Origin of the sequence: Pseudomonas sp. yb_9 (genome assembly GCF_043103635.1) — a bacterium.
GTDB lineage: Bacteria > Pseudomonadota > Gammaproteobacteria > Pseudomonadales > Pseudomonadaceae > Aquipseudomonas > Aquipseudomonas monteilii.
Genome location: NZ_JBICKA010000029.1, coordinates 56,583 through 73,640 on the forward strand (window position 1 = coordinate 56,583; position 17,058 = coordinate 73,640).

General features: G+C 62.5%; 17 protein-coding genes. 10 read left to right on the forward strand and 7 right to left on the reverse strand.

All coding sequences use genetic code 11. The features are described 5' to 3' along the window. Nucleotides 1–31 precede the first annotated feature (31 nt). Nucleotides 32–1,393, forward strand: coding sequence for a DEAD/DEAH box helicase (locus ACF8MI_RS07850; protein ID WP_060497482.1), 1,362 nt, complete (start codon nucleotides 32–34; stop codon nucleotides 1,391–1,393). Between the two features lie 63 nt (nucleotides 1,394–1,456). Here ACF8MI_RS07850 and ACF8MI_RS07855 read toward each other — a convergent pair whose 3' ends face one another. Further along, entirely contained in the window at nucleotides 1,457–1,729 is a 273-nt protein-coding gene (locus ACF8MI_RS07855) for a hypothetical protein (protein WP_060497481.1), read from the reverse strand. A 204-nt stretch (nucleotides 1,730–1,933) separates the two neighbouring features. Here ACF8MI_RS07855 and ACF8MI_RS07860 point away from each other — a divergent pair, with 204 nt between their 5' ends. Both ACF8MI_RS07860 and ACF8MI_RS07865 read left to right on the forward strand, forming a co-directional pair. Further along, nucleotides 1,934–2,329 carry a hypothetical protein gene (locus tag ACF8MI_RS07860; protein WP_060497480.1) on the forward strand — a complete coding sequence of 132 codons (396 nt, stop codon included), beginning with the start codon at nucleotides 1,934–1,936 and terminating at the stop codon, nucleotides 2,327–2,329. Nucleotides 2,330–2,435: 106 nt separating this feature from the next. Then, a complete protein-coding gene (locus ACF8MI_RS07865) occupies nucleotides 2,436–3,362 on the forward strand; it encodes a DMT family transporter (protein WP_392517457.1) in 927 nt (308 codons plus the stop codon). On the opposite strand, the gene ACF8MI_RS07870 is transcribed toward ACF8MI_RS07865, so the two are convergent. Further along, nucleotides 3,359–4,525 (reverse strand): MFS transporter, encoded by a 1,167-nt coding sequence (locus ACF8MI_RS07870; RefSeq protein WP_200928703.1) that lies wholly within the window; start codon nucleotides 4,523–4,525, stop codon nucleotides 3,359–3,361. The two genes, ACF8MI_RS07865 and ACF8MI_RS07870, sit on opposite strands and share 4 nt — an antisense overlap. Before the next feature lie 106 nt (nucleotides 4,526–4,631). Between ACF8MI_RS07870 and ACF8MI_RS07875 the strand changes: the two genes are divergently transcribed. Together ACF8MI_RS07875 and ACF8MI_RS07880 are read left to right on the forward strand one after the other, a co-directional pair. Beyond that, nucleotides 4,632–5,525 carry a LysR family transcriptional regulator gene (locus ACF8MI_RS07875; protein ID WP_104834185.1) on the forward strand — a complete coding sequence of 298 codons (894 nt, stop codon included), beginning with the start codon at nucleotides 4,632–4,634 and terminating at the stop codon, nucleotides 5,523–5,525. A gap of 124 nt (nucleotides 5,526–5,649) precedes the next feature. Continuing rightward, nucleotides 5,650–5,778 carry a PA1414 family protein gene (locus tag ACF8MI_RS07880; protein WP_009683677.1) on the forward strand — a complete coding sequence of 43 codons (129 nt, stop codon included), beginning with the start codon at nucleotides 5,650–5,652 and terminating at the stop codon, nucleotides 5,776–5,778. 65 nt (nucleotides 5,779–5,843) lie between these two features. Here the strand turns inward: ACF8MI_RS07880 and ACF8MI_RS07885 are convergent, their stop codons facing one another. Continuing rightward, entirely contained in the window at nucleotides 5,844–7,223 is a 1,380-nt protein-coding gene (locus ACF8MI_RS07885) for a sodium:solute symporter (RefSeq protein ID WP_164524924.1), read from the reverse strand. Between the two features lie 133 nt (nucleotides 7,224–7,356). Then, the gene (gene speB, locus ACF8MI_RS07890) at nucleotides 7,357–8,307 is read right to left on the reverse strand and encodes an agmatinase (RefSeq protein WP_003254586.1); all 951 of its coding nucleotides are present in this window, start codon (nucleotides 8,305–8,307) and stop codon (nucleotides 7,357–7,359) included. A gap of 226 nt (nucleotides 8,308–8,533) precedes the next feature. Between speB and ACF8MI_RS07895 the strand changes: the two genes are divergently transcribed. The 3 genes from ACF8MI_RS07895 to ACF8MI_RS07905 all read left to right on the forward strand — a co-directional run bounded on the left by ACF8MI_RS07895 (nucleotide 8,534) and on the right by ACF8MI_RS07905 (nucleotide 11,793). Beyond that, nucleotides 8,534–9,427, forward strand: a complete 894-nt coding sequence (locus ACF8MI_RS07895; RefSeq protein ID WP_060497475.1) for a LysR family transcriptional regulator — start codon at nucleotides 8,534–8,536, stop codon at nucleotides 9,425–9,427. 136 nt (nucleotides 9,428–9,563) lie between these two features. Next, on the forward strand, nucleotides 9,564–11,129 hold the full coding sequence (locus tag ACF8MI_RS07900) for a PAS domain-containing methyl-accepting chemotaxis protein (protein WP_156867921.1): 1,566 nt from the start codon (nucleotides 9,564–9,566) through the stop codon (nucleotides 11,127–11,129). A 64-nt stretch (nucleotides 11,130–11,193) separates the two neighbouring features. Further along, nucleotides 11,194–11,793: a tRNA-uridine aminocarboxypropyltransferase gene (locus tag ACF8MI_RS07905; RefSeq protein WP_060497473.1), complete on the forward strand. Its 600-nt coding sequence runs from the start codon at nucleotides 11,194–11,196 to the stop codon at nucleotides 11,791–11,793. Nucleotides 11,794–11,834: 41 nt separating this feature from the next. On the opposite strand, the gene ACF8MI_RS07910 is transcribed toward ACF8MI_RS07905, so the two are convergent. The 3 genes from ACF8MI_RS07910 to ACF8MI_RS07920 form a co-directional block, all read right to left on the reverse strand. Next, nucleotides 11,835–12,752, reverse strand: coding sequence for a TolC family protein (locus ACF8MI_RS07910; protein WP_392517458.1), 918 nt, complete (start codon nucleotides 12,750–12,752; stop codon nucleotides 11,835–11,837). Nucleotides 12,753–13,063: 311 nt separating this feature from the next. Then, complete coding sequence (locus ACF8MI_RS07915) at nucleotides 13,064–13,429, reverse strand: YbaN family protein (protein WP_060497471.1); 366 nt, start codon at nucleotides 13,427–13,429, stop codon at nucleotides 13,064–13,066. 7 nt (nucleotides 13,430–13,436) lie between these two features. Beyond that, nucleotides 13,437–14,024 (reverse strand): YecA family protein, encoded by a 588-nt coding sequence (locus ACF8MI_RS07920; protein WP_060497470.1) that lies wholly within the window; start codon nucleotides 14,022–14,024, stop codon nucleotides 13,437–13,439. Nucleotides 14,025–14,268: 244 nt separating this feature from the next. On the opposite strand from ACF8MI_RS07920, the gene recQ reads away from it, so the two are divergent. Then, nucleotides 14,269–16,416: a DNA helicase RecQ gene (gene recQ / locus ACF8MI_RS07925; protein ID WP_186723201.1), complete on the forward strand. Its 2,148-nt coding sequence runs from the start codon at nucleotides 14,269–14,271 to the stop codon at nucleotides 16,414–16,416. Between the two features lie 150 nt (nucleotides 16,417–16,566). Next, the gene (locus tag ACF8MI_RS07930) at nucleotides 16,567–17,004 is read left to right on the forward strand and encodes a MarR family transcriptional regulator (protein ID WP_016711876.1); all 438 of its coding nucleotides are present in this window, start codon (nucleotides 16,567–16,569) and stop codon (nucleotides 17,002–17,004) included. The last annotated feature ends 54 nt before the right edge of the window (nucleotides 17,005–17,058 follow it).

Here is a 17,058-nt window from a genome sequence, read left to right on the forward strand (position 1 = left end):
ATTCGGCTAAGCCGGCAGAAAACGTTACCCTATGCAACTGAATTTCCCGCACTTGCCCGAGGTTACCTCCGTGTTCTCCCAATTCGCCCTGCATGAACGCCTGCTTAAAGCCGTGGCCGAGCTTAAATTTGTCGAGCCAACCCCGGTGCAGGCCGCGGCCATCCCCCTGGCCCTGCAAGGGCGTGACCTGCGCGTGACTGCGCAGACCGGTAGCGGTAAAACGGCTGCCTTCGTGCTGCCGCTGCTCAACCGCCTGGTCGACCTGAAAGGTGGACGGGTAGAGATCCGCTCGCTGATCCTGCTGCCGACCCGCGAGCTGGCCCAGCAGACCCTCAAGCAAGTGCAGCTGTTCTCGCAGTTCACCTACATCAAGGCGGGCCTGGTCACTGGCGGTGAAGACTTCAAGGAACAAGCCGCCATGCTGCGCAAGGTGCCGGATGTGCTGATCGGCACCCCGGGCCGCCTGCTCGAGCATCTCAATGCCGGCAACCTCGATTTGTCCCACGTGCAAGTGATGATCCTCGACGAAGCCGACCGCATGCTCGACATGGGCTTCGCCGAAGACATGGAGCGCCTGTGCAAGGAGTGCGAGAACCGCGAGCAAACCCTGCTGTTCTCGGCCACCACCGGTGGCGCGGCCCTGCGCGACATCATCGGCAAGGTGCTGAAAGACCCTGAGCACCTGATGCTCAACAGCGTGTCTCAGCTGGCCGAAGGCACCCGCCAGCAAATCATCACCGCCGACCACGACCAGCACAAAGAAGCAATCGTGCAGTGGCTGTTGGCCAACGAAACCTTCGACAAGGCGATCATCTTCACCAACACCCGCGCGCTGGCTGACCGCATCTACGGCCACCTGGTAGCCAAGGACGTGAAGGCCTTCGTGCTGCACGGCGAAAAGGACCAGAAGGACCGCAAGCTGGCCATCGAGCGCTTCAAGCAGGGCAGCTCCAAGGTGCTGGTGGCTACCGACGTGGCGGCCCGTGGCCTGGACATCGACGGCCTGGATCTGGTGATCAACTTCGACATGCCACGCAGTGGTGACGAGTACGTGCACCGCGTGGGCCGTACCGGCCGTGCCGGTGGCGAAGGCCTGGCGATCTCGCTGATCACCCACAACGACTGGAACCTGATGTCGAGCATCGAGCGCTACCTCAAGCAGCAGTTCGAGCGCCGGGTGATCAAGGAAGTGAAGGGTACCTACAGCGGGCCGAAGAAGGTCAAGGCTTCGGGCAAGGCGGCTGGCAGCAAGAAGAAAAAGGTCGAGAAGAAGTCGGGCGACAAGAAAACTGCCGCCAAGCGCAAGCCGACCGCCAAACCGAAGACCAATGCACCGCTGGCCAGCGCTGATGGCCTGGCGCCGCTGAAAAAGCGCAAGCCGGCTGCTGAGTAACACCACGTAGTTGTGTTGGCTTTTTCGCGGGCACGCCCGCGAAGAGGCCAGTACAGGCGACAACTACTCAGCCTTCTGCTCCGCCGTTTTCAATTCCTTGATCCGCTGGTCGATCAGCTGACACTTGTCGGGCAAGTCATTGCTCGCCGTCTCCAGATCCATCCCCTGAAGCTCGTCATTGATCTCCTTGGCCTTCTGCGGGTTCTGCTCGGTCAACTGGGTAACCAGCCCGGCCAGCTCTTCACGTTTCTGCGTGGCTTCTTCCGGTGTGCAGGCCCAGGCGGGCAGGGCGCAGGACAGGGCGATGGCGCAAGTAAAGGGCAGTAGCGGTTTCATCCTTTTACCTCCAGCGGTGGTTATGCGCGGTGGAGGGTAATAGGCCCAGGCAAGTTCAGCGATTACGACCGATGGCAATGACGGTCAGTCAGCCGGCGAGGGGGGGGGCGCGCCGTCATATCTATTCCATTTTCCGGAACGTCACCACCCACTTTCCGGTCCCAACCTGTGTACCCCTTCTGTCCACAGCTGGAGCCCATCACCATGAGCATCCCCTACGACTGGGACCTGATCGAGCGTTTGTTGCACGAGGTGCAGAACGGCGCTGGTCACAGCTTTACCCCACGCCCCTATGCCGAGCAGCACGCTGCAGCGCTGGCTGCCAAGGGTGAGCCGGTGGGAGACCTGGACCTGCTTAAAAACCTTGCCTGTGAGTACGAGAAGCTGCTGTTCAAGCGTGGATTCATCGAAAGTCGGCCTGAAGAAGAGGGCGGCAATGGCGAAAACTTCGTGCTGACCGAGCGCGGTTTGCGCCTGATGAGCCTGATCGACAGCAGCATCCCCGGCTTCGAGCACCCGCGTCAGGTGCTGGACGAGCAGGCGGATGCGCTGGATGAAGCCACCTTCGAACAGGTGTCAGCGAAGGCGCAGATTGCTTGAGGTCGTTTTGAGGCTGGCAACGGTGGGCATGGAAACCCGATAATCGGTAACTTCTGAATACTGCCGAGCCTTTGCCCATGCCTACGATCACCCCAGAGGCCCGCTCATGAGCGCGGTCCGCAAGAACCCTGACGCGTTCGCTTTCCAGGTGATGCTGGGGCTGTGCCTGATCTGGGGTTGCCAGCAGGTGCTGATCAAAACCGCCGCCGTGGATATCGCCCCGGTGATGCAAGCGGCCCTGCGCAATGGCATCGCAGCCATATTGGTAGGCCTGATGTTGTGCTGGCGTGGTGGCTGGGAGCAAGTCGGCAATACATGGCGCGCCGGAGTGGTGGCAGGTGGGTTGTTTGGCCTTGAATTCCTGTTCATTGCCGAGGGGCTGAAGCTGACGTCGGCGGCCCACATGTCGGTGTTCCTCTATACCGCACCGGTGTTTACCGCGCTGGGCCTGCATTTCAGGTTACCCAGCGAGCGCCTGAGGTTGTTGCAGTGGCTGGGGATTCTGCTGGCATTTAGTGGCATTGCCATGGCGTTTGCCGGTGGCATGTCGTTCGAGGAGATGGATGGCCGCATGCTGCTGGGTGATGCCTTCGGTGTCATCGCCGGCCTGGCCTGGGGCGCGACCACGGTGGTGGTGCGCTGCTCACGACTGTCGGAGGCGCCGGCGACCTTGACCTTGTTCTATCAGCTGGCGGTGGGTTTTGTCGGGCTGTTGCTGATTGCCTTGCTCAGCGCGCAGATCGGCGCCGTCTCGCTGACGCCATTGGCCATGGGCAGTGTGCTGTTCCAGGGGATTGTGGTGTCGTTCGTCAGCTACCTGACCTGGTTCTGGTTGCTGCGCAAATACCTGGCATCAAACCTCGCTGTGTTTTCGTTCATCACCCCGCTGTTCGGGGTGACCTTTGGTGTACTGCTGCTGGATGAGCCGCTGAGCGTCAACTTTGTGATTGGCGCGTTGATGGTGCTGCTGGGGGTGATTCTGGTAAGTGCCGAGCCTTGGGTGAAGAAGCAGCTACGGCGGTATGTCGGTTAAAGGTTTGCTGGGCAGGCGCGCCCGGCCCGCTCGCTGCGTGCCAACCGCACCAACCCTCCGGCCACCACCAACCCGCCCGCCGCCGCCATCAGTGCCGGCTGCAGCCCGCCGCTGTACTGGATGCTGAGTGCTGCCAGCAATGGGCCACTCAGTTGCCCCAGGGCAAAGCATGCGGTCAATAGCCCGGCATTGCGTTGCGTGGCATGGGGTGCCAGCTCTCGCGAGCGTTGCATCACCAGTTGCATGCAGGCCAGGAACGGCCCGCCACATAGCACCACGCCCAGCGCCAGCCCGATGCCTCCGCCCAACAGGCAGGCCAGCACGCCGACCCCTTGCAGCCACAGCGTGGCGGTCAGCCAGGTTGAGGTGCGGCCGCCACGGCGCAGGCTTACTAGCAGCACGCCCAAGGCCGCCGCAAGGCCAAACGCCGGCCAGAACAGGTCGGCCTGCCACTGCCCCTGGAACTGTTGGTTGGCCATTTGCGACAGGAAGGTGGCCGGCAAGATGTAACCCACGCCGTACAGCGCATACACCAGCCCCAGGCGGCCAATACCGACGCTGCGGGTAGGGCCTTGGTGCACTGGCGATGCGGCTGGCGCCGCTTGCAGGGCGCGTGGCAGCCATGGCCGCACGGCCAGCAACATCATCAGCGCAGCCACGGCATAGATCAGCCACAGGGCGGCCGAGCCCAGCCCCAGCACATGCGCCACCAAGGCCAGCAGCCCGGTCACGGCAATGCCCAGGCCCGGCCCGGCGAACACCAGGGCGCCTTGGCGCTGGCGGTTGTGTGCATTGGCCACGCGCTGGCTGAGGCTGGTGATCATCACCAGCACCCAGGCACTGGCCACACCGGTACCAAAGCGCAGCAGCAGGTGGCTCCACAACCCATCAGCGGCCCACGAAGCCAGGGTCAGCAGCACGCACAGCCACAGCCCTCCCTGCAGGCGTAGGCGAACCTGGCCGGGTGAGCGGGCGAACATGGCATCTACCGCGCCAATGAAATAGCCCAGGTAGTTGGCTGCCGCGACCAGCCCGGCAACCGCCAGGTCGAACTGGCCTTCGGCGATCAGTTGCGGCAATTGTGGCGTGAGGGCGAAACGGCCGATGCCCATGGCCATCATCAGCGCCACGGCGCTGGCCAGCAGTTGGATAAGTGGCGACATGACAAGTCTCCTGCACAGATGTAAGCGATAGCCGGCAGGTTAGGGCGGTTTCTTTTTCAATAAAATTGAATAATGATGATCAAGTTGTTCTGTTTTGGAGAATGCTGTGGAATTCAGCCAACTGCGTATCTTCCAGGCCGTGGCCGAGGAAGGCTCGGTCACCCGTGCCGCAGAGCGCCTGCATCGGGTGCCGTCAAACCTGTCGACGCGCCTGCGCCAACTGGAAGAGCAATTGGGGGTCGAGCTGTTCCTACGTGAACGTCAGCGCCTGCAGCTGTCGCCGGCGGGCAAGGTGCTGCTGGACTACGCACACCGCATGTCGGCCTTGCGCGACGAGGCGCTGGCTGCCGTGCGGGGCGGCCAACCGGCCGGGGATTTTGTGCTGGGGACCATGTACAGCACGGCGGCAACCCATTTGCCGGCGTTGCTGGCGCGCTATCACCAGGCCTACCCGGCGGTGAACCTGCAGGTGCGCGCTGCCCCTAGCGGCGAGCTGCTAGAAGGCTTGCTCAGCCACCGCCTGGATGCTGCCCTGGTGGATGGGCCGCTGAACCTGGCGGGGCTGGATGGCGTACCGTTGTGTGACGAGCATCTGGTGCTGATCACCAGCCCGGAGCACCCGGCAGTGCATACCGCCAAGGATGTGGCAGGGAAGGCAGTGTTCACGTTCCGCCAGGGCTGCTCGTACCGCATGCGCCTGGAGGCCTGGTATGCCCATGCGCATACCCCGATGGGCCGGGTCATGGAGATCGAGTCTTACCAGAGCATGTTGGCCTGCGTGATTGCCGGCGCTGGCGTGGCGATGATGGCCCAGTCGATGCTCGACAGCTTGCCTGGGCGCGACCGGGTAAGGGTGCACCGCCTGCAGGCGCCGTTCGATCAGGCGGTTACCTGGCTGATGTGGCGCCAGGGTATGCGCGGTGCCAATTTGCAGGCGTGGATCGACCTGCAACAAAGCGAAACGATTAACCAGTCGTCGGAAGGCGCCGTTACGGCTTGATCCGCGTCAAAATGGCCCTTATCTGTAAGAGCAGAGGCATGCGTAATACAGGACATCGGGCTATGATCTGTATGAAACATCGCAGGATTGATTTGCCGTGAGGCTGACCCGTCAAGGGGGCATTATGAATAAACCACTGTCCAACTGGCTCCACGACCTGGCGGTTGCCTTGGGGCTGATTCCACCACCCTTGCAGCCGGTGCCGATCCCGACTGATGAAGAGCAGCGCAAGCGCCAGCCGCGTCGTCGCTGATAAAAAAAGCAAAGGCCGCTGCATCCGGTTGGATGCAGCGGCCTTGTTGTATCTGTCAGGGTCTATCAGGCCAGCTTCACCGCTGTCACCGACTTACGCGACATCAGGCTAACCACCACAAAGCTCACCAGGCCAACAGCCAGGCTGTAGTAGATCGGCGTATTGGCCTCCAGCCCGTCCTTGAACATGAACAGCAGCGCGGTGGCAAAGCCCAGCGACATGCTGGCAATGGCGCCGGCGGTGGTCGCACGCTTCCAGAAGATCGCCCCGATCAGCGGGATCAGCATGCCACCGACCAGCAGGTTGTAGGCCAGGGTCAGTGCGTTGATCACGTCGTTCACCATCAGCGCGATACCCAGTACCACCAGGCCGGTGAGCAGGGTGAACAGGCGGCTGACACCAAGGCTCGACTGCTTGCCGCCACGCAGCTTGGGCAGCAGGTCTTCGGTCACGGTCGTCGAGGCCGCCAGCAGACCGGCACTGGCGGTGGACATCATGGCTGCCAGCGCTGCCGCCATCAGCAGGCCACGGATGCCATCGGGCAGGGTGGTCTTGATCATTTCGGCGAACGCATTGTTCGGGTTGGCCAGGTCGGGCATCAGCACATGTGCAGCCATGCCGATCGCGGCGCAGGCCAGGCCGTACAGCACGCAGTACACACCGGCGGTGGTACCGGCACGCTGGCAGACTTTCTCGTCACGGGCGGTGAACACCCGCTGCCAGATGTCCTGGCCGATGAGAATGCCGAAGAAGTAGATCAGGAAGTAGGTGATGATGGTGTCCCAGCCAATGGTGGTCAGCTGGAAGCTGGCCGCCGGCAGCTTGGCCACCAGGGTATCCCAGCCACCGGCCTTGTACAGGCACACTGGCAGCAGGATGAACATCAGGCCGACGGTTTTGATCACGAACTGCACGATGTCGGTCAGGGTCAGCGACCACATGCCGCCAATGGTGGAGTACAGCACCACTACACCGCCGCCGAGCATCAGCGAGGCCCAGAATGGCAGGTCCAGCAGCACTTGCAGTACGGTGGCCATGGCCAGGGTAGAGGTCACGCCGATCATCAGCGCGTAAGCCAGCATGATCACGGCGCTGGCCTGGCGAGCGGTCGGGTTGTAGCGCTGCTCCAGCACCTGAGTCACGGTGAAGATGCGCAGGCGCAGCAACGGTTTGGCGAGGAACAGGTTGATGGCGATGATGCCCAGGCCCAAGGCTGCACACAGCCAGAAACCGGAAATGCCGTGAACGTAGCCCAGGCGTACGGTGCCAACGGTAGAAGCTCCACCCAGCACGGTCGTGGCCATGGTGCCCATGTACAGGACCGGGCCGAGGTTGCGCCCGGCTACCAGGTAGTCTTCGTGGGTTTTCGCGCGCCGCATGCCATACCAGCCAAGCCCGAGCATGCCGGCGGTATAGATCATTACAACAATGATGTCCAAGGCCATTGGGGGTCTCCCGATTATCTTTATTATGGCGAGATCGACCACGCGGGCGGTTGCACGGCGCCCGGCGGTCTTGTCGTGTTGTTGGCGGGCCTCAGTGGCCCTCCCTCATGGCTCCTGCCGGGGTGTAGCGGTATTAGCGACGCACTACGCCCGGTAGCACGCAGAGCATTTCGAACAGCAGGTTGGCACCGAGCAGCGAGGTGTTGCCGGTGGTGTCGTAAGGCGGGGAGACTTCGACAAGGTCACAGCCGATCAGGTCCAGGCCGTGGCAGCCGCGAATGATCTCCATCGCCTGGATGGTGGTCAAGCCGCCAATTTCCGGGGTGCCGGTGCCAGGCGCCCAGGCCGGGTCGATGCCGTCGATGTCGAACGACAGGTAAACCGGGCCGCCGCCGACTTTTTCCCGCACTTCGGCCATCAGTGGCTCCAGCGACTTGTGCCAGCACTCTTCAGCCTGCACCACACGGAAGCCCTGGCGGCGGCTCCAGTTGAAGTCGTCGGCGGTATAGCCCTGGGCGCGCAGGCCGATCTGCACCACGCGGTCGCAATCGAGCAGGCCTTCTTCCACGGCGCGGCGGAAGGTGGTGCCGTGGGCGATCTTCTCGCCAAACATGTGGTCGTTGACGTCGGCGTGGGCATCAATATGCACCAGGCCGATCTTGCCGTGCTTCTTGTGCAGTGCGCGCAAGATCGGCAGGGTGATGGTGTGGTCGCCACCCAGGGTCATCGGGATGACATTGTGCTCGACGATCTCGTCATACGCTTCTTCGATGATGCGCACGGCGTCCAGCAGGTTGAAGGTGTTGATCGCCACGTCGCCGATGTCGGCCACCGACAGCGAGTCGAACGGTGCGGCACCGGTGGCCATGTTGTACGGGCGGATCATCACCGACTCGGCGCGAATCTGCCGTGGGCCGAAGCGGGTGCCGGAGCGCAGCGAGGTGCCGATGTCCAGCGGCACGCCAATGAAGGCGGCATCCAGGCCTTCGGCGCTTTGCAGGTGGGGGAGACGGAGCATGGTGGCGATGCCGCCGAAACGCGGCATTTCGTTGCCGCCCAGTGGTTGGTGGAGAGTCTTGTCCACGGTGGGCCTCATCAGTCGGTCGATTGTTCTGTTTGTTCGAACCTGTGCCGCCGCGCGCCATTTCATGTGTGGTTTTGCCGGCGGGCAGGGACATTTCGGCCAAGTCTGCTGAAGGTAGTGGCGGGGAAGAATCGCTACCGACAAAAACTTAGTTCAGGAATTTCTGAACTAAAGGCGGGCAGAGCGGTTAGACTGCGCGCAAATACCCCTGCGGAACCGTTGCACCATGGCCTCGACCTTGCCCGACCTGAAACTGCTGCGCATCTTTATCAGCGTGGTGCGCCACCAGGGCTTTGCCAACGCTCAGCGCGAGCTGAACCTTTCAACCTCGGCCATCAGTACGTACATGAGCCAGTTGGAGGGGGCCCTGGGTATCGTGCTGTGTCACCGTGGCCGGGGCGGCTTCAGCCTCACCAGCAAAGGCGAACTGTTCCACCAGGAAACCCTGCGCCTGTTGGCCGAGCTGGACGGCTTCGAGCAGTATGCCGCTGCCCTCAAGGGAGAACTGCGCGGCACCCTCAACCTTGGGGTGATCGACTCCACGGTTGGTGACCGGGCCTTGCCGCTGGCCGAAGCCATTGGCGCCTACAGCCAGGAGCACCCGGCGGTGCACCTGCACCTGTCGGTGTCCAGCCCCTACGAGCTGCAACTGGGTGTGCAGGACAACCGCCTGGACCTGGCCATTGGCGCGTTCTCCTCGCGCATGAGCGGCCTGCTGTACCAGCCGTTGTACCGTGAGCAGCACTGGTTGTACTGCAGCAGCCGTCACCCGCTGTATGCCGAGCGGCGTATCCCTGAACCGGTGGTGACGCAGCAACGCATGGTCGGGCGTGGCTACTGGAGCCAGGCTGAGTTAGCCCGGCATGGTTTCAAGCACAGTGCGGCGACGGTGGAGAGTATGGAGGCGCAGCTGATCCTGATTCTGTCCGGGGCCTATATCGGCTATTTGCCCGAACATTACGCCCAGGCCTGGGTCGACAAGGGCGACTTGCGTGTGCTGTCGCCGTCGACGTTTGGTTACCAGGCCCCGTTTTCGCTCATCATCCGCCGCGGGCGTAGCCGTGAACCCTTGATCCAGACCTTCCGCGACCTGCTGAAAAGCCAGCTCAATGTGGGTTGATGAGCACGTTGTTCATGTATTTCGTCGGGAGGCTCTAATTTCCTGCATGGGGTGGCCGCTAACCTGATAGCGCTCTGCTACATATCAATTTGCGCTGATGATTTTCCCTCATTTCATCCTGCAAGGATCGCCCAAGATGCGCATGAATTTGCCCGTCACTGAGCACGAAAGAACCTTTTCCAGCGATCAACGCCTGATTTCCACCACGGACCTGAACAGCCGCATCACCTACTGCAACGATGCCTTCGTGGCGATCAGCGGCTTCACGTACGACGAGCTGGTCGGCCAACCCCACAACCTGGTGCGCCACCCGGATATGCCGCCGGCGGTATTCGGGCATATGTGGGAGACCATCAAGCAGGGCAAACCGTGGATGGGCGTGGTCAAGAACCGGGCCAAGAACGGGGACTATTACTGGGTCAGCGCCTATGTCACGGCGATCTACGAGCAGGGCCGCATCAGTGGCTACGAGTCGGTGCGCTCGGTGCCCACGCGCGAGCAGATCCGCCGTGCCGAGGCGCTGTATGCCCGCCTGCGCAGCGGCAGGGCTGCCGTGCCATGGGCGGCGCGGCTGGGGCATGGGCTGGGGCACGGCTGGCCGCTGTTTGGTGCGGGCCTGTTGTCGGCGGCTGGCTACCTGTGGCTGCCACCCTATGCAGCACTTGGCGTGCTGATGGCCAGCCTGCTGTTGGCCTGGTACCTGGTCGAGCACCGGCAGAACCAGGCCATCCGCCGCACGCTGGCCGAGCACCCCAAGGCCTTTACCAGCCCGCTGGTGGCGCTGACCTACAGCGACAACCCAGGGCTGCAGGGCCAGCTCGACCTGGCCATCATCAGCGAGGAAGCACGACTGCAAACGGCTTTGACCCGTTTGGTGGATGCAGGCGTCGGGGTGAAGTCGCGGGCGGCGCAGTCGTCCGATTTGTCCGATGCGCAAGCACAAATGCTCGACCGCCAGCGCAGCGAGACCGACCAATCCGCGACGGCCATTGCCCAGATGGCGGCGACCATTCAGGAGGTTACCCACAACGTGCAAAGCACCGCACACGCGGCGGGTGATGCCGACCAGCTGGCACAACAGGGCAGTGAGTTGGCGCTGCAAAGCCTCAAGGCCATGGGCAGCATGAGTGATGCGGTCAATGACATCGGCCAGGCGGTCAACGCTTTGGCCGAGCAAACCCAGTCGATCGGAAGTGTGGTCGATGTGATTACCTCGATTGCCGAGCAGACCAACCTGTTGGCACTGAACGCAGCCATCGAGGCGGCGCGCGCGGGCGAGCAGGGGCGCGGGTTTGCCGTGGTGGCGGATGAAGTACGTTCGCTGGCCCAGCGCACCCGTGCGTCTACCGATGAGATCCACCACATCATTGCCTCGCTGCGTGCAGGTGCCGAGCGTGCGGTGAGCACGGCCAGCCGGGGCGAGCAGATATCGCGGGAGAGCGTGCACAGTGTCGAGGCCGTGCAGGCGGCGTTGAGCGGCATTGCCCAGGCGGTCAGCCGTATCACTGGCATGAGCCAGCAGATGGCGACGGCGTCGGAGCAGCAGAGCCATGTGGCTGAGGACATCAACCAGCAGATCGTGAGGATCGCCCAGTTGTGTGACCAGAGTGCCGGGCAGGCCAGGCAGGGGGCGCAGATCAGTCAGGACTTGGAGCGCATGGCGGAGTATCTGCATAGCCTGGCGGAGCGCTTCAACCGCTGAGGTTGCTGGGCCCGCAAAGCGGGCCCCGTTTCTGTGGCAAACTGTCTCCGCCAAGGAGAACCCCATGCCCAGACCCCGTTGCGAGCGCTGCCAGCGCCCGCTCGACCATTGCCTTTGCCCACTGATCCCCGCACTCGACAGCCGCACCCGCGTCATCCTGCTGCAGCACCCCAGTGAAACCGCCCATGCCCTGAATACCGCACGCCTTGCTGCCCTTGGCCTGAACAATGCCGAGTTGCGGATTGGAGAGGTGTTCGAGGACTTGAGTGAACTGTTGGCGACGCCCGGTTACCGCCCGGCGCTGCTATTCCCGGGTGACGACGCCCAGGTGCTCTCGGCGTATAGCGAAGCCGAAGACCAACCCTTGCTGCTGATCGTGCCCGACGGCACCTGGCGCAAGGCGCGCAAGCTGTTGTACATGAATCCGTTGCTGGAGGGGTTGCCGAGAGTGTCCTTGGGGGCCGTTACGCCTTCACGTTACCGGCTGCGCAAAGCGCCGGAAGTGGGGGCATTGTCGACGATCGAGGCGGTGGTGGGGGCATTGAATACGCTGGAGCAGCCTGTCTGCTTCGATGCACTGCTGGCGCCTTTCGAGGCGTTGATCGAGGGGCAGATCAAGGCGATGGGGATGGAGACGTTTCAGCGTAACCATGGCGCCGAGTGAGGGTTGGGGGCCGCAAAGCGGCCCCCGAATCTCAAATCCGATCAACGCATCTCGGGCAGGCGCGCCTCGGTGCGTACCTCAGTGGTAGCCAGCGCCTCTGGCGGCAGCGAGATATGTTGCTTGGTCAGCAACTCACCCATGGTCGCCAGTACGCGATAACGCGAGAACTCCTCGGTATAACGCACTTCGGTGTAGCGGCGGTCGGCGTTGTACAGCTCGTTTTCACTGTCCAGCACGTCCAGCAGGGTACGCTGGCCCAGGCCGAACTGGTCCTGGTAGGCAGCACGCACGCGCTTGGTGGTCTCGGCGTATTCACGCGCAGTCGGCAGCTGCTTGCTGGCGTTGTTCATGGCGTTCCACGCCAGGCTCAGGTTTTCGGTCAACTCACGCAGGGCGTTGTTGCGGATGTCCAGGGCCTGGTTGATCTTGTGCGCGTCAGACTGCAGGCCGATCTGGTCGTTGACGCGCAGGTGGGCTTGCAGGTTGTTCTTGGCCAGGGTTACCAGCTCGCGGCGCTTGAGCACTTCCAGGTAGACCTCCACGGCACGCAAGGCGACATCCTGGGCAACGGCCTGGGTGTAGTAGGCACGGGAGGTGGAGACTGCCTTGGTACGGCCCACTTCATTCGAGGTGTTGAAGCCGTCGAAGATCATCTGCCGCAGGCGCAGCTCGGACTGGGTGTAGTTGAGGGTTTCCTTGTTGTGGTTACCCTCGGCACGGGTAGTGGCGTTGTCCGAACGCTGGCGGCCATAGCCAGCGACCAAATCCACGGAAGGGTAGTAGCCACCACGCGCAAATTTCACGTCCTCATCGGCCGACAGCTTGCTGTTGCGGTTGGAGCTGACTTGTGGGTGGTAGTCCACGGCGCTCTGGACGGCCTCGGTGATCGACATCGCCTGTACGTTGGCACTCGCCAGGGCCAACAGTAATGCACTGGTGATGGGGTTCAAAACGCGCATGGTACATCTCCCTGATCCTGGAATTGATCCTGCTGCTCGCCAAAAAAATGACGATAATGTTATCGCGTATAGTGTTGCAGGTTTTTAACAACACAGCTAAGTACATTCAACGCGATACATAAGAAGATTTATTCATATAAAATTTGAATATAAGATCGTTTTTCTCTAAAAAAGAGACCGATAAGTACTGAAAGCGAATACGCGTAACGCGTTCCAAGCCAGTGTCTGCAAGGCTTTCGTGCGGTTCCAGAATTATTCTGGATAAAGGAAATATCCGTTAGGCGAAAGTGATATTTGGCGACAAAAAAATGTCACTTTGGCGTGTGCAGGGTTTTCTGTCTGAGGATATACAGGCTGACCAGCACGGCGCTGGTCAGCATGAATGTGCGCGCCCAGAAGAGGGGAACCAGATAGCACGACAGACCAATGCTGGCCCACATCAGGCCGATGGCGTAGACCTTGCCTTTGAGGGGAATGCCTTCACCACTGAGGTAGTCGCGAATCCACGGCCCGAGCTTGGGGTGGTTGACCAGCCAGTGGTGAAAGCGCGGCGAGCTGCGGGCAAAGCAGGCTGCCGCCAATAGCAGGAAGGGGGTGGTGGGCAGTACCGGCAGGAAAATTCCCAACACCCCCAGCGCAACGCTGAGCCAGCCGATGGCCAGCAGCAGGTAGCGCACAGGCAGATTAGTGGTGGCGTGGCTTGAGCAGCGCCGGTTTTTCGTCAGGGGCGTGCAGCAGCAGGAACAGCGCGGTCAGCGCTTCGGGGATCTGTACGATCATGTCGTCCTGCAGGTTGGCGTTGCTGGCGATGTCGGCGAACTCTGGCTGTTCGTCGAACAGGCCCGAGCCGACCATGATCGGCAGCAGCATCTCGCTGACTTCTTCTTCGGCGTTCTCGAACCAGGCTTCTTCACGCAGGAACACGCCTTCCATGAAGCCGATGCACCAGCCGCGCAGGTCGGAATCGTCCGGCTCGTCGGTCAGGTCCAGGTCGCATGGCAGTTCGAATTCGTCGTCGCTGGCCAGCTGGCGGGCGATGAGCGCCTTGAGGGCAACCAGCGTCGCCTCGATTTCGGTGCGCTGGGCATCGCTGCTGTAGTGCGGCTCTTCGGCGAACAGGGCGTCGATCCACTCGCGTTCCGGTACATCCTCGGCGTTGATCGACAGGGCGGTGAGGTAGCCGTGTGCGGCGACATAGTCCAGCGCTTCTTCGTGCAGCTCGTCGGCGTCGAGGAAGGCTTGCAGGCGGGTCAGTTGCTCGGCGAAGGACATTACAGGGCTACCTTGGGGAATAAACGATAACGAATTCTAGCACCTTGCAGCGGCAGCGGGGCAAAGGGAACGTCTATCACCGTGGTGCCCTGCGCGGTGCGGTGCTGCGGTATACTCCACGGTTTTTCATCCAGGGGCAGGGTTTACCGGTCGCCTGGCAAAAACCGCTTACGCTTTTGGCGTGTGCGGGGCGGGTTTTTCGTCCAGCCTGTTTCCAGGATGGTACGGCGATTTGGAGTTGCACATGCTCGAACAGGCTCAGCGCGTTCTCAAGGACATCTTCGGCTACGACAGTTTCCGAGGGCGCCAGGCAGCAATCATCGAATGCGTGGCCAATGGCGGCGATGCCCTGGTGCTGATGCCCACCGGCGGCGGCAAGTCGTTGTGCTTCCAGGTACCGGGGCTGCTGCGCCCGGGCCTGACGGTGGTGGTTTCGCCGCTGATCGCGCTGATGGATGACCAGGTTGCCACCCTTGACGAGCTGGGCGTGCCGGCGGCTGCGTTGAACTCCACGCTGACCCCTGAGCAGCAGCGTGACCTGGCCGGGCGCCTGCGCCGTGGCGAAGTGAAGATGCTGTACCTGGCGCCGGAGCGCCTGGTGCAGCCGCGCATGCTCGACTTCCTGCGTGACCTGGACATTTCGTTGTTTGCCATTGACGAAGCCCACTGCGTCTCGCAATGGGGCCACGACTTCCGCCCCGAGTACCTGCAACTGGGCCAGCTGGCCGAGCTGTTCCCGCATGTGCCGCGTATTGCGCTGACCGCCACCGCCGACATGCGAACCCGCGAGGAAATCGTCCAGCGCCTGCACCTGCAAGGCGCCGAGCGCTTCCTGTCGAGCTTCGACCGGCCCAACATTTTCTACCGCATCGTGCCCAAGGAAGCGCCGCGCAAGCAGCTGATGGCCTTTCTGGGCGAGCGCCGTGGCAACGCAGGTATCGTCTACTGCCTGTCGCGCAAGAAGGTCGACGAAACCGCCGCCTTCCTCTGTGACCAAGGCTTCCCGGCATTGCCGTACCACGCTGGCCTGGCTGCCGAGACGCGCGCGGCCAACCAGCACCGCTTCCTCAACGAGGAAGGGCTGATCATGGTCGCCACCATTGCGTTTGGCATGGGCATCGACAAGCCCAACGTGCGCTTCGTTGCCCACCTCGACCTGCCCAAGTCGCTTGAGGCCTATTACCAGGAAACCGGCCGTGCCGGCCGTGACGGCCTGCCCTCCGATGCCTGGATGGCCTACGGCCTGCAGGACATGGTGATGCTCAAGCAGATGCTGCAGAACTCCGAAGGTGACGATCGCCACAAACGCATCGAGCAGCACAAGCTCGATGCCATGCTGGCGCTCTGCGAGGAAACCCGCTGCCGCCGCCAGTCTCTGTTGGCCTATTTCGACGAAACCCTCGAACAGCCCTGCGGGCATTGCGACAACTGTGTCGACAAGATCCAGACCTGGGACGCCACCGAGCCGGCTCGCCAGGCCCTGTCGGCGGTGTTCCGCACGGGCCAGCGCTATGGCGTCGGCCACCTGGTCGATGTGTTGCTGGGCAAGGACACCGAGAAGGTACGCAATTTCGGCCACGAGAAGCTGTCGGTTTTCGGCGTCGGCAAGGGCCTGGCCGAGGTCGAGTGGCGTTCGCTGTTCCGCCAACTGGTGGCGCGCGGCCTGGTTGATATCGACCTGGAGGGCTATGGTGGCCTGCGCTTGTCCGACAGCTGCCGGCCACTGCTGCGTGGCGAGGTCACCCTGCAATTGCGCCGCGACCTCAAGCCGCAGACCACGGCCAAGGCTTCGTCGTCCAGCGGCGGCAGCCCGGCCAGCCAGCTGGTGCGTGCCGAAGAGCGCGAGCTGTGGGAAGCGCTGCGTACCTTGCGGCGCAAGCTGGCGGAGGAGCACAGCGTGCCCCCCTACGTCATCTTCCCCGACTCGACGTTGCTGGAAATGCTGCGCAGCCGGCCAGTCAGCCTCAGCGACATGGCCCAGGTCAGCGGCGTGGGTGCGCGCAAGCTGGAGCGCTATGGCCAGGCATTCCTCGAAGTGCTGAACAACAGTGGCGGCAGCGACGAGGCGCCGAAAGTGGTGCTCGACCTGCGCCACGAGTTGGTCAGCCTGGCGCGCGCCGGCATGACGCCGGCGCAGATCGCCGGGCAGCTCAACTGCAGCGAGAAGAACGTGTATAGCCTGTTGGCCGAGGCACTGGGCCGCCAGGAACTGAGCCTGGACCAGGCCCTCGACCTGCCGGAAGACCTGCTGATGGAAGTGCAGGACGCCTTCCTGGATGGCGAAGGCGAGCTGCCAGCGGTGTCGGCCATTGCGCCGTTGTTCGGCGCCCGGGTGCCGGAGGGCGTGCTGTATTGCGTGCGCGCCGCGTTGGCGGCGGAGTTCGAGCTGTAAACGGCGGCAGGATCGAAGGCACAAGCGCCATCTGCTGACCTTTGTCATGCTTTTTGACGATTATCGAACACACCAGCGTGCCCGAGCCTTGCCTCGTGGCGCCGGCCATGGTTAGCTGCCTAATAATTAGATCTATTCAATGAGTTGCTTATGCCCCTGACCGACAACCAACACCGCTTTGGCATGCAGCTGGCCCAGATGTCCCGGGGTTGGCGTGCCGAACTGGATCGCCGCCTGGCCGGGCTCAACCTGTCCCAGGCGCGCTGGCTGGTGTTGCTGCACCTAGCCCGTTTCGAAGAAGCCCCGACCCAGCGTGAGCTGGCCCAGAGCGTGGGCGTTGAAGGCCCGACCCTGGCGCGTTTGCTCGACAGCCTTGAGGCACAAGGGTTGGTGCGTCGGCAGGCGGTGCTGGAGGACCGGCGGGCGAAGAAGATTGTACTGTGCCCGCCGGCCAAGCCGCTGATCGACCAGATCGAGACCATTGCCAATCAACTGCGGGTGGAGCTGTTTACCGGGGTGGACGAGGCGGACTTGCAGGTGTGCATGCGGGTGCATGCGAAGATCCTGGCCAACCTCGAGAAATCTTGAATACAGCTGCAAGCCCTAAGCTGCAAGCCTCAAGTAGAAACAGATCTTTGTTTC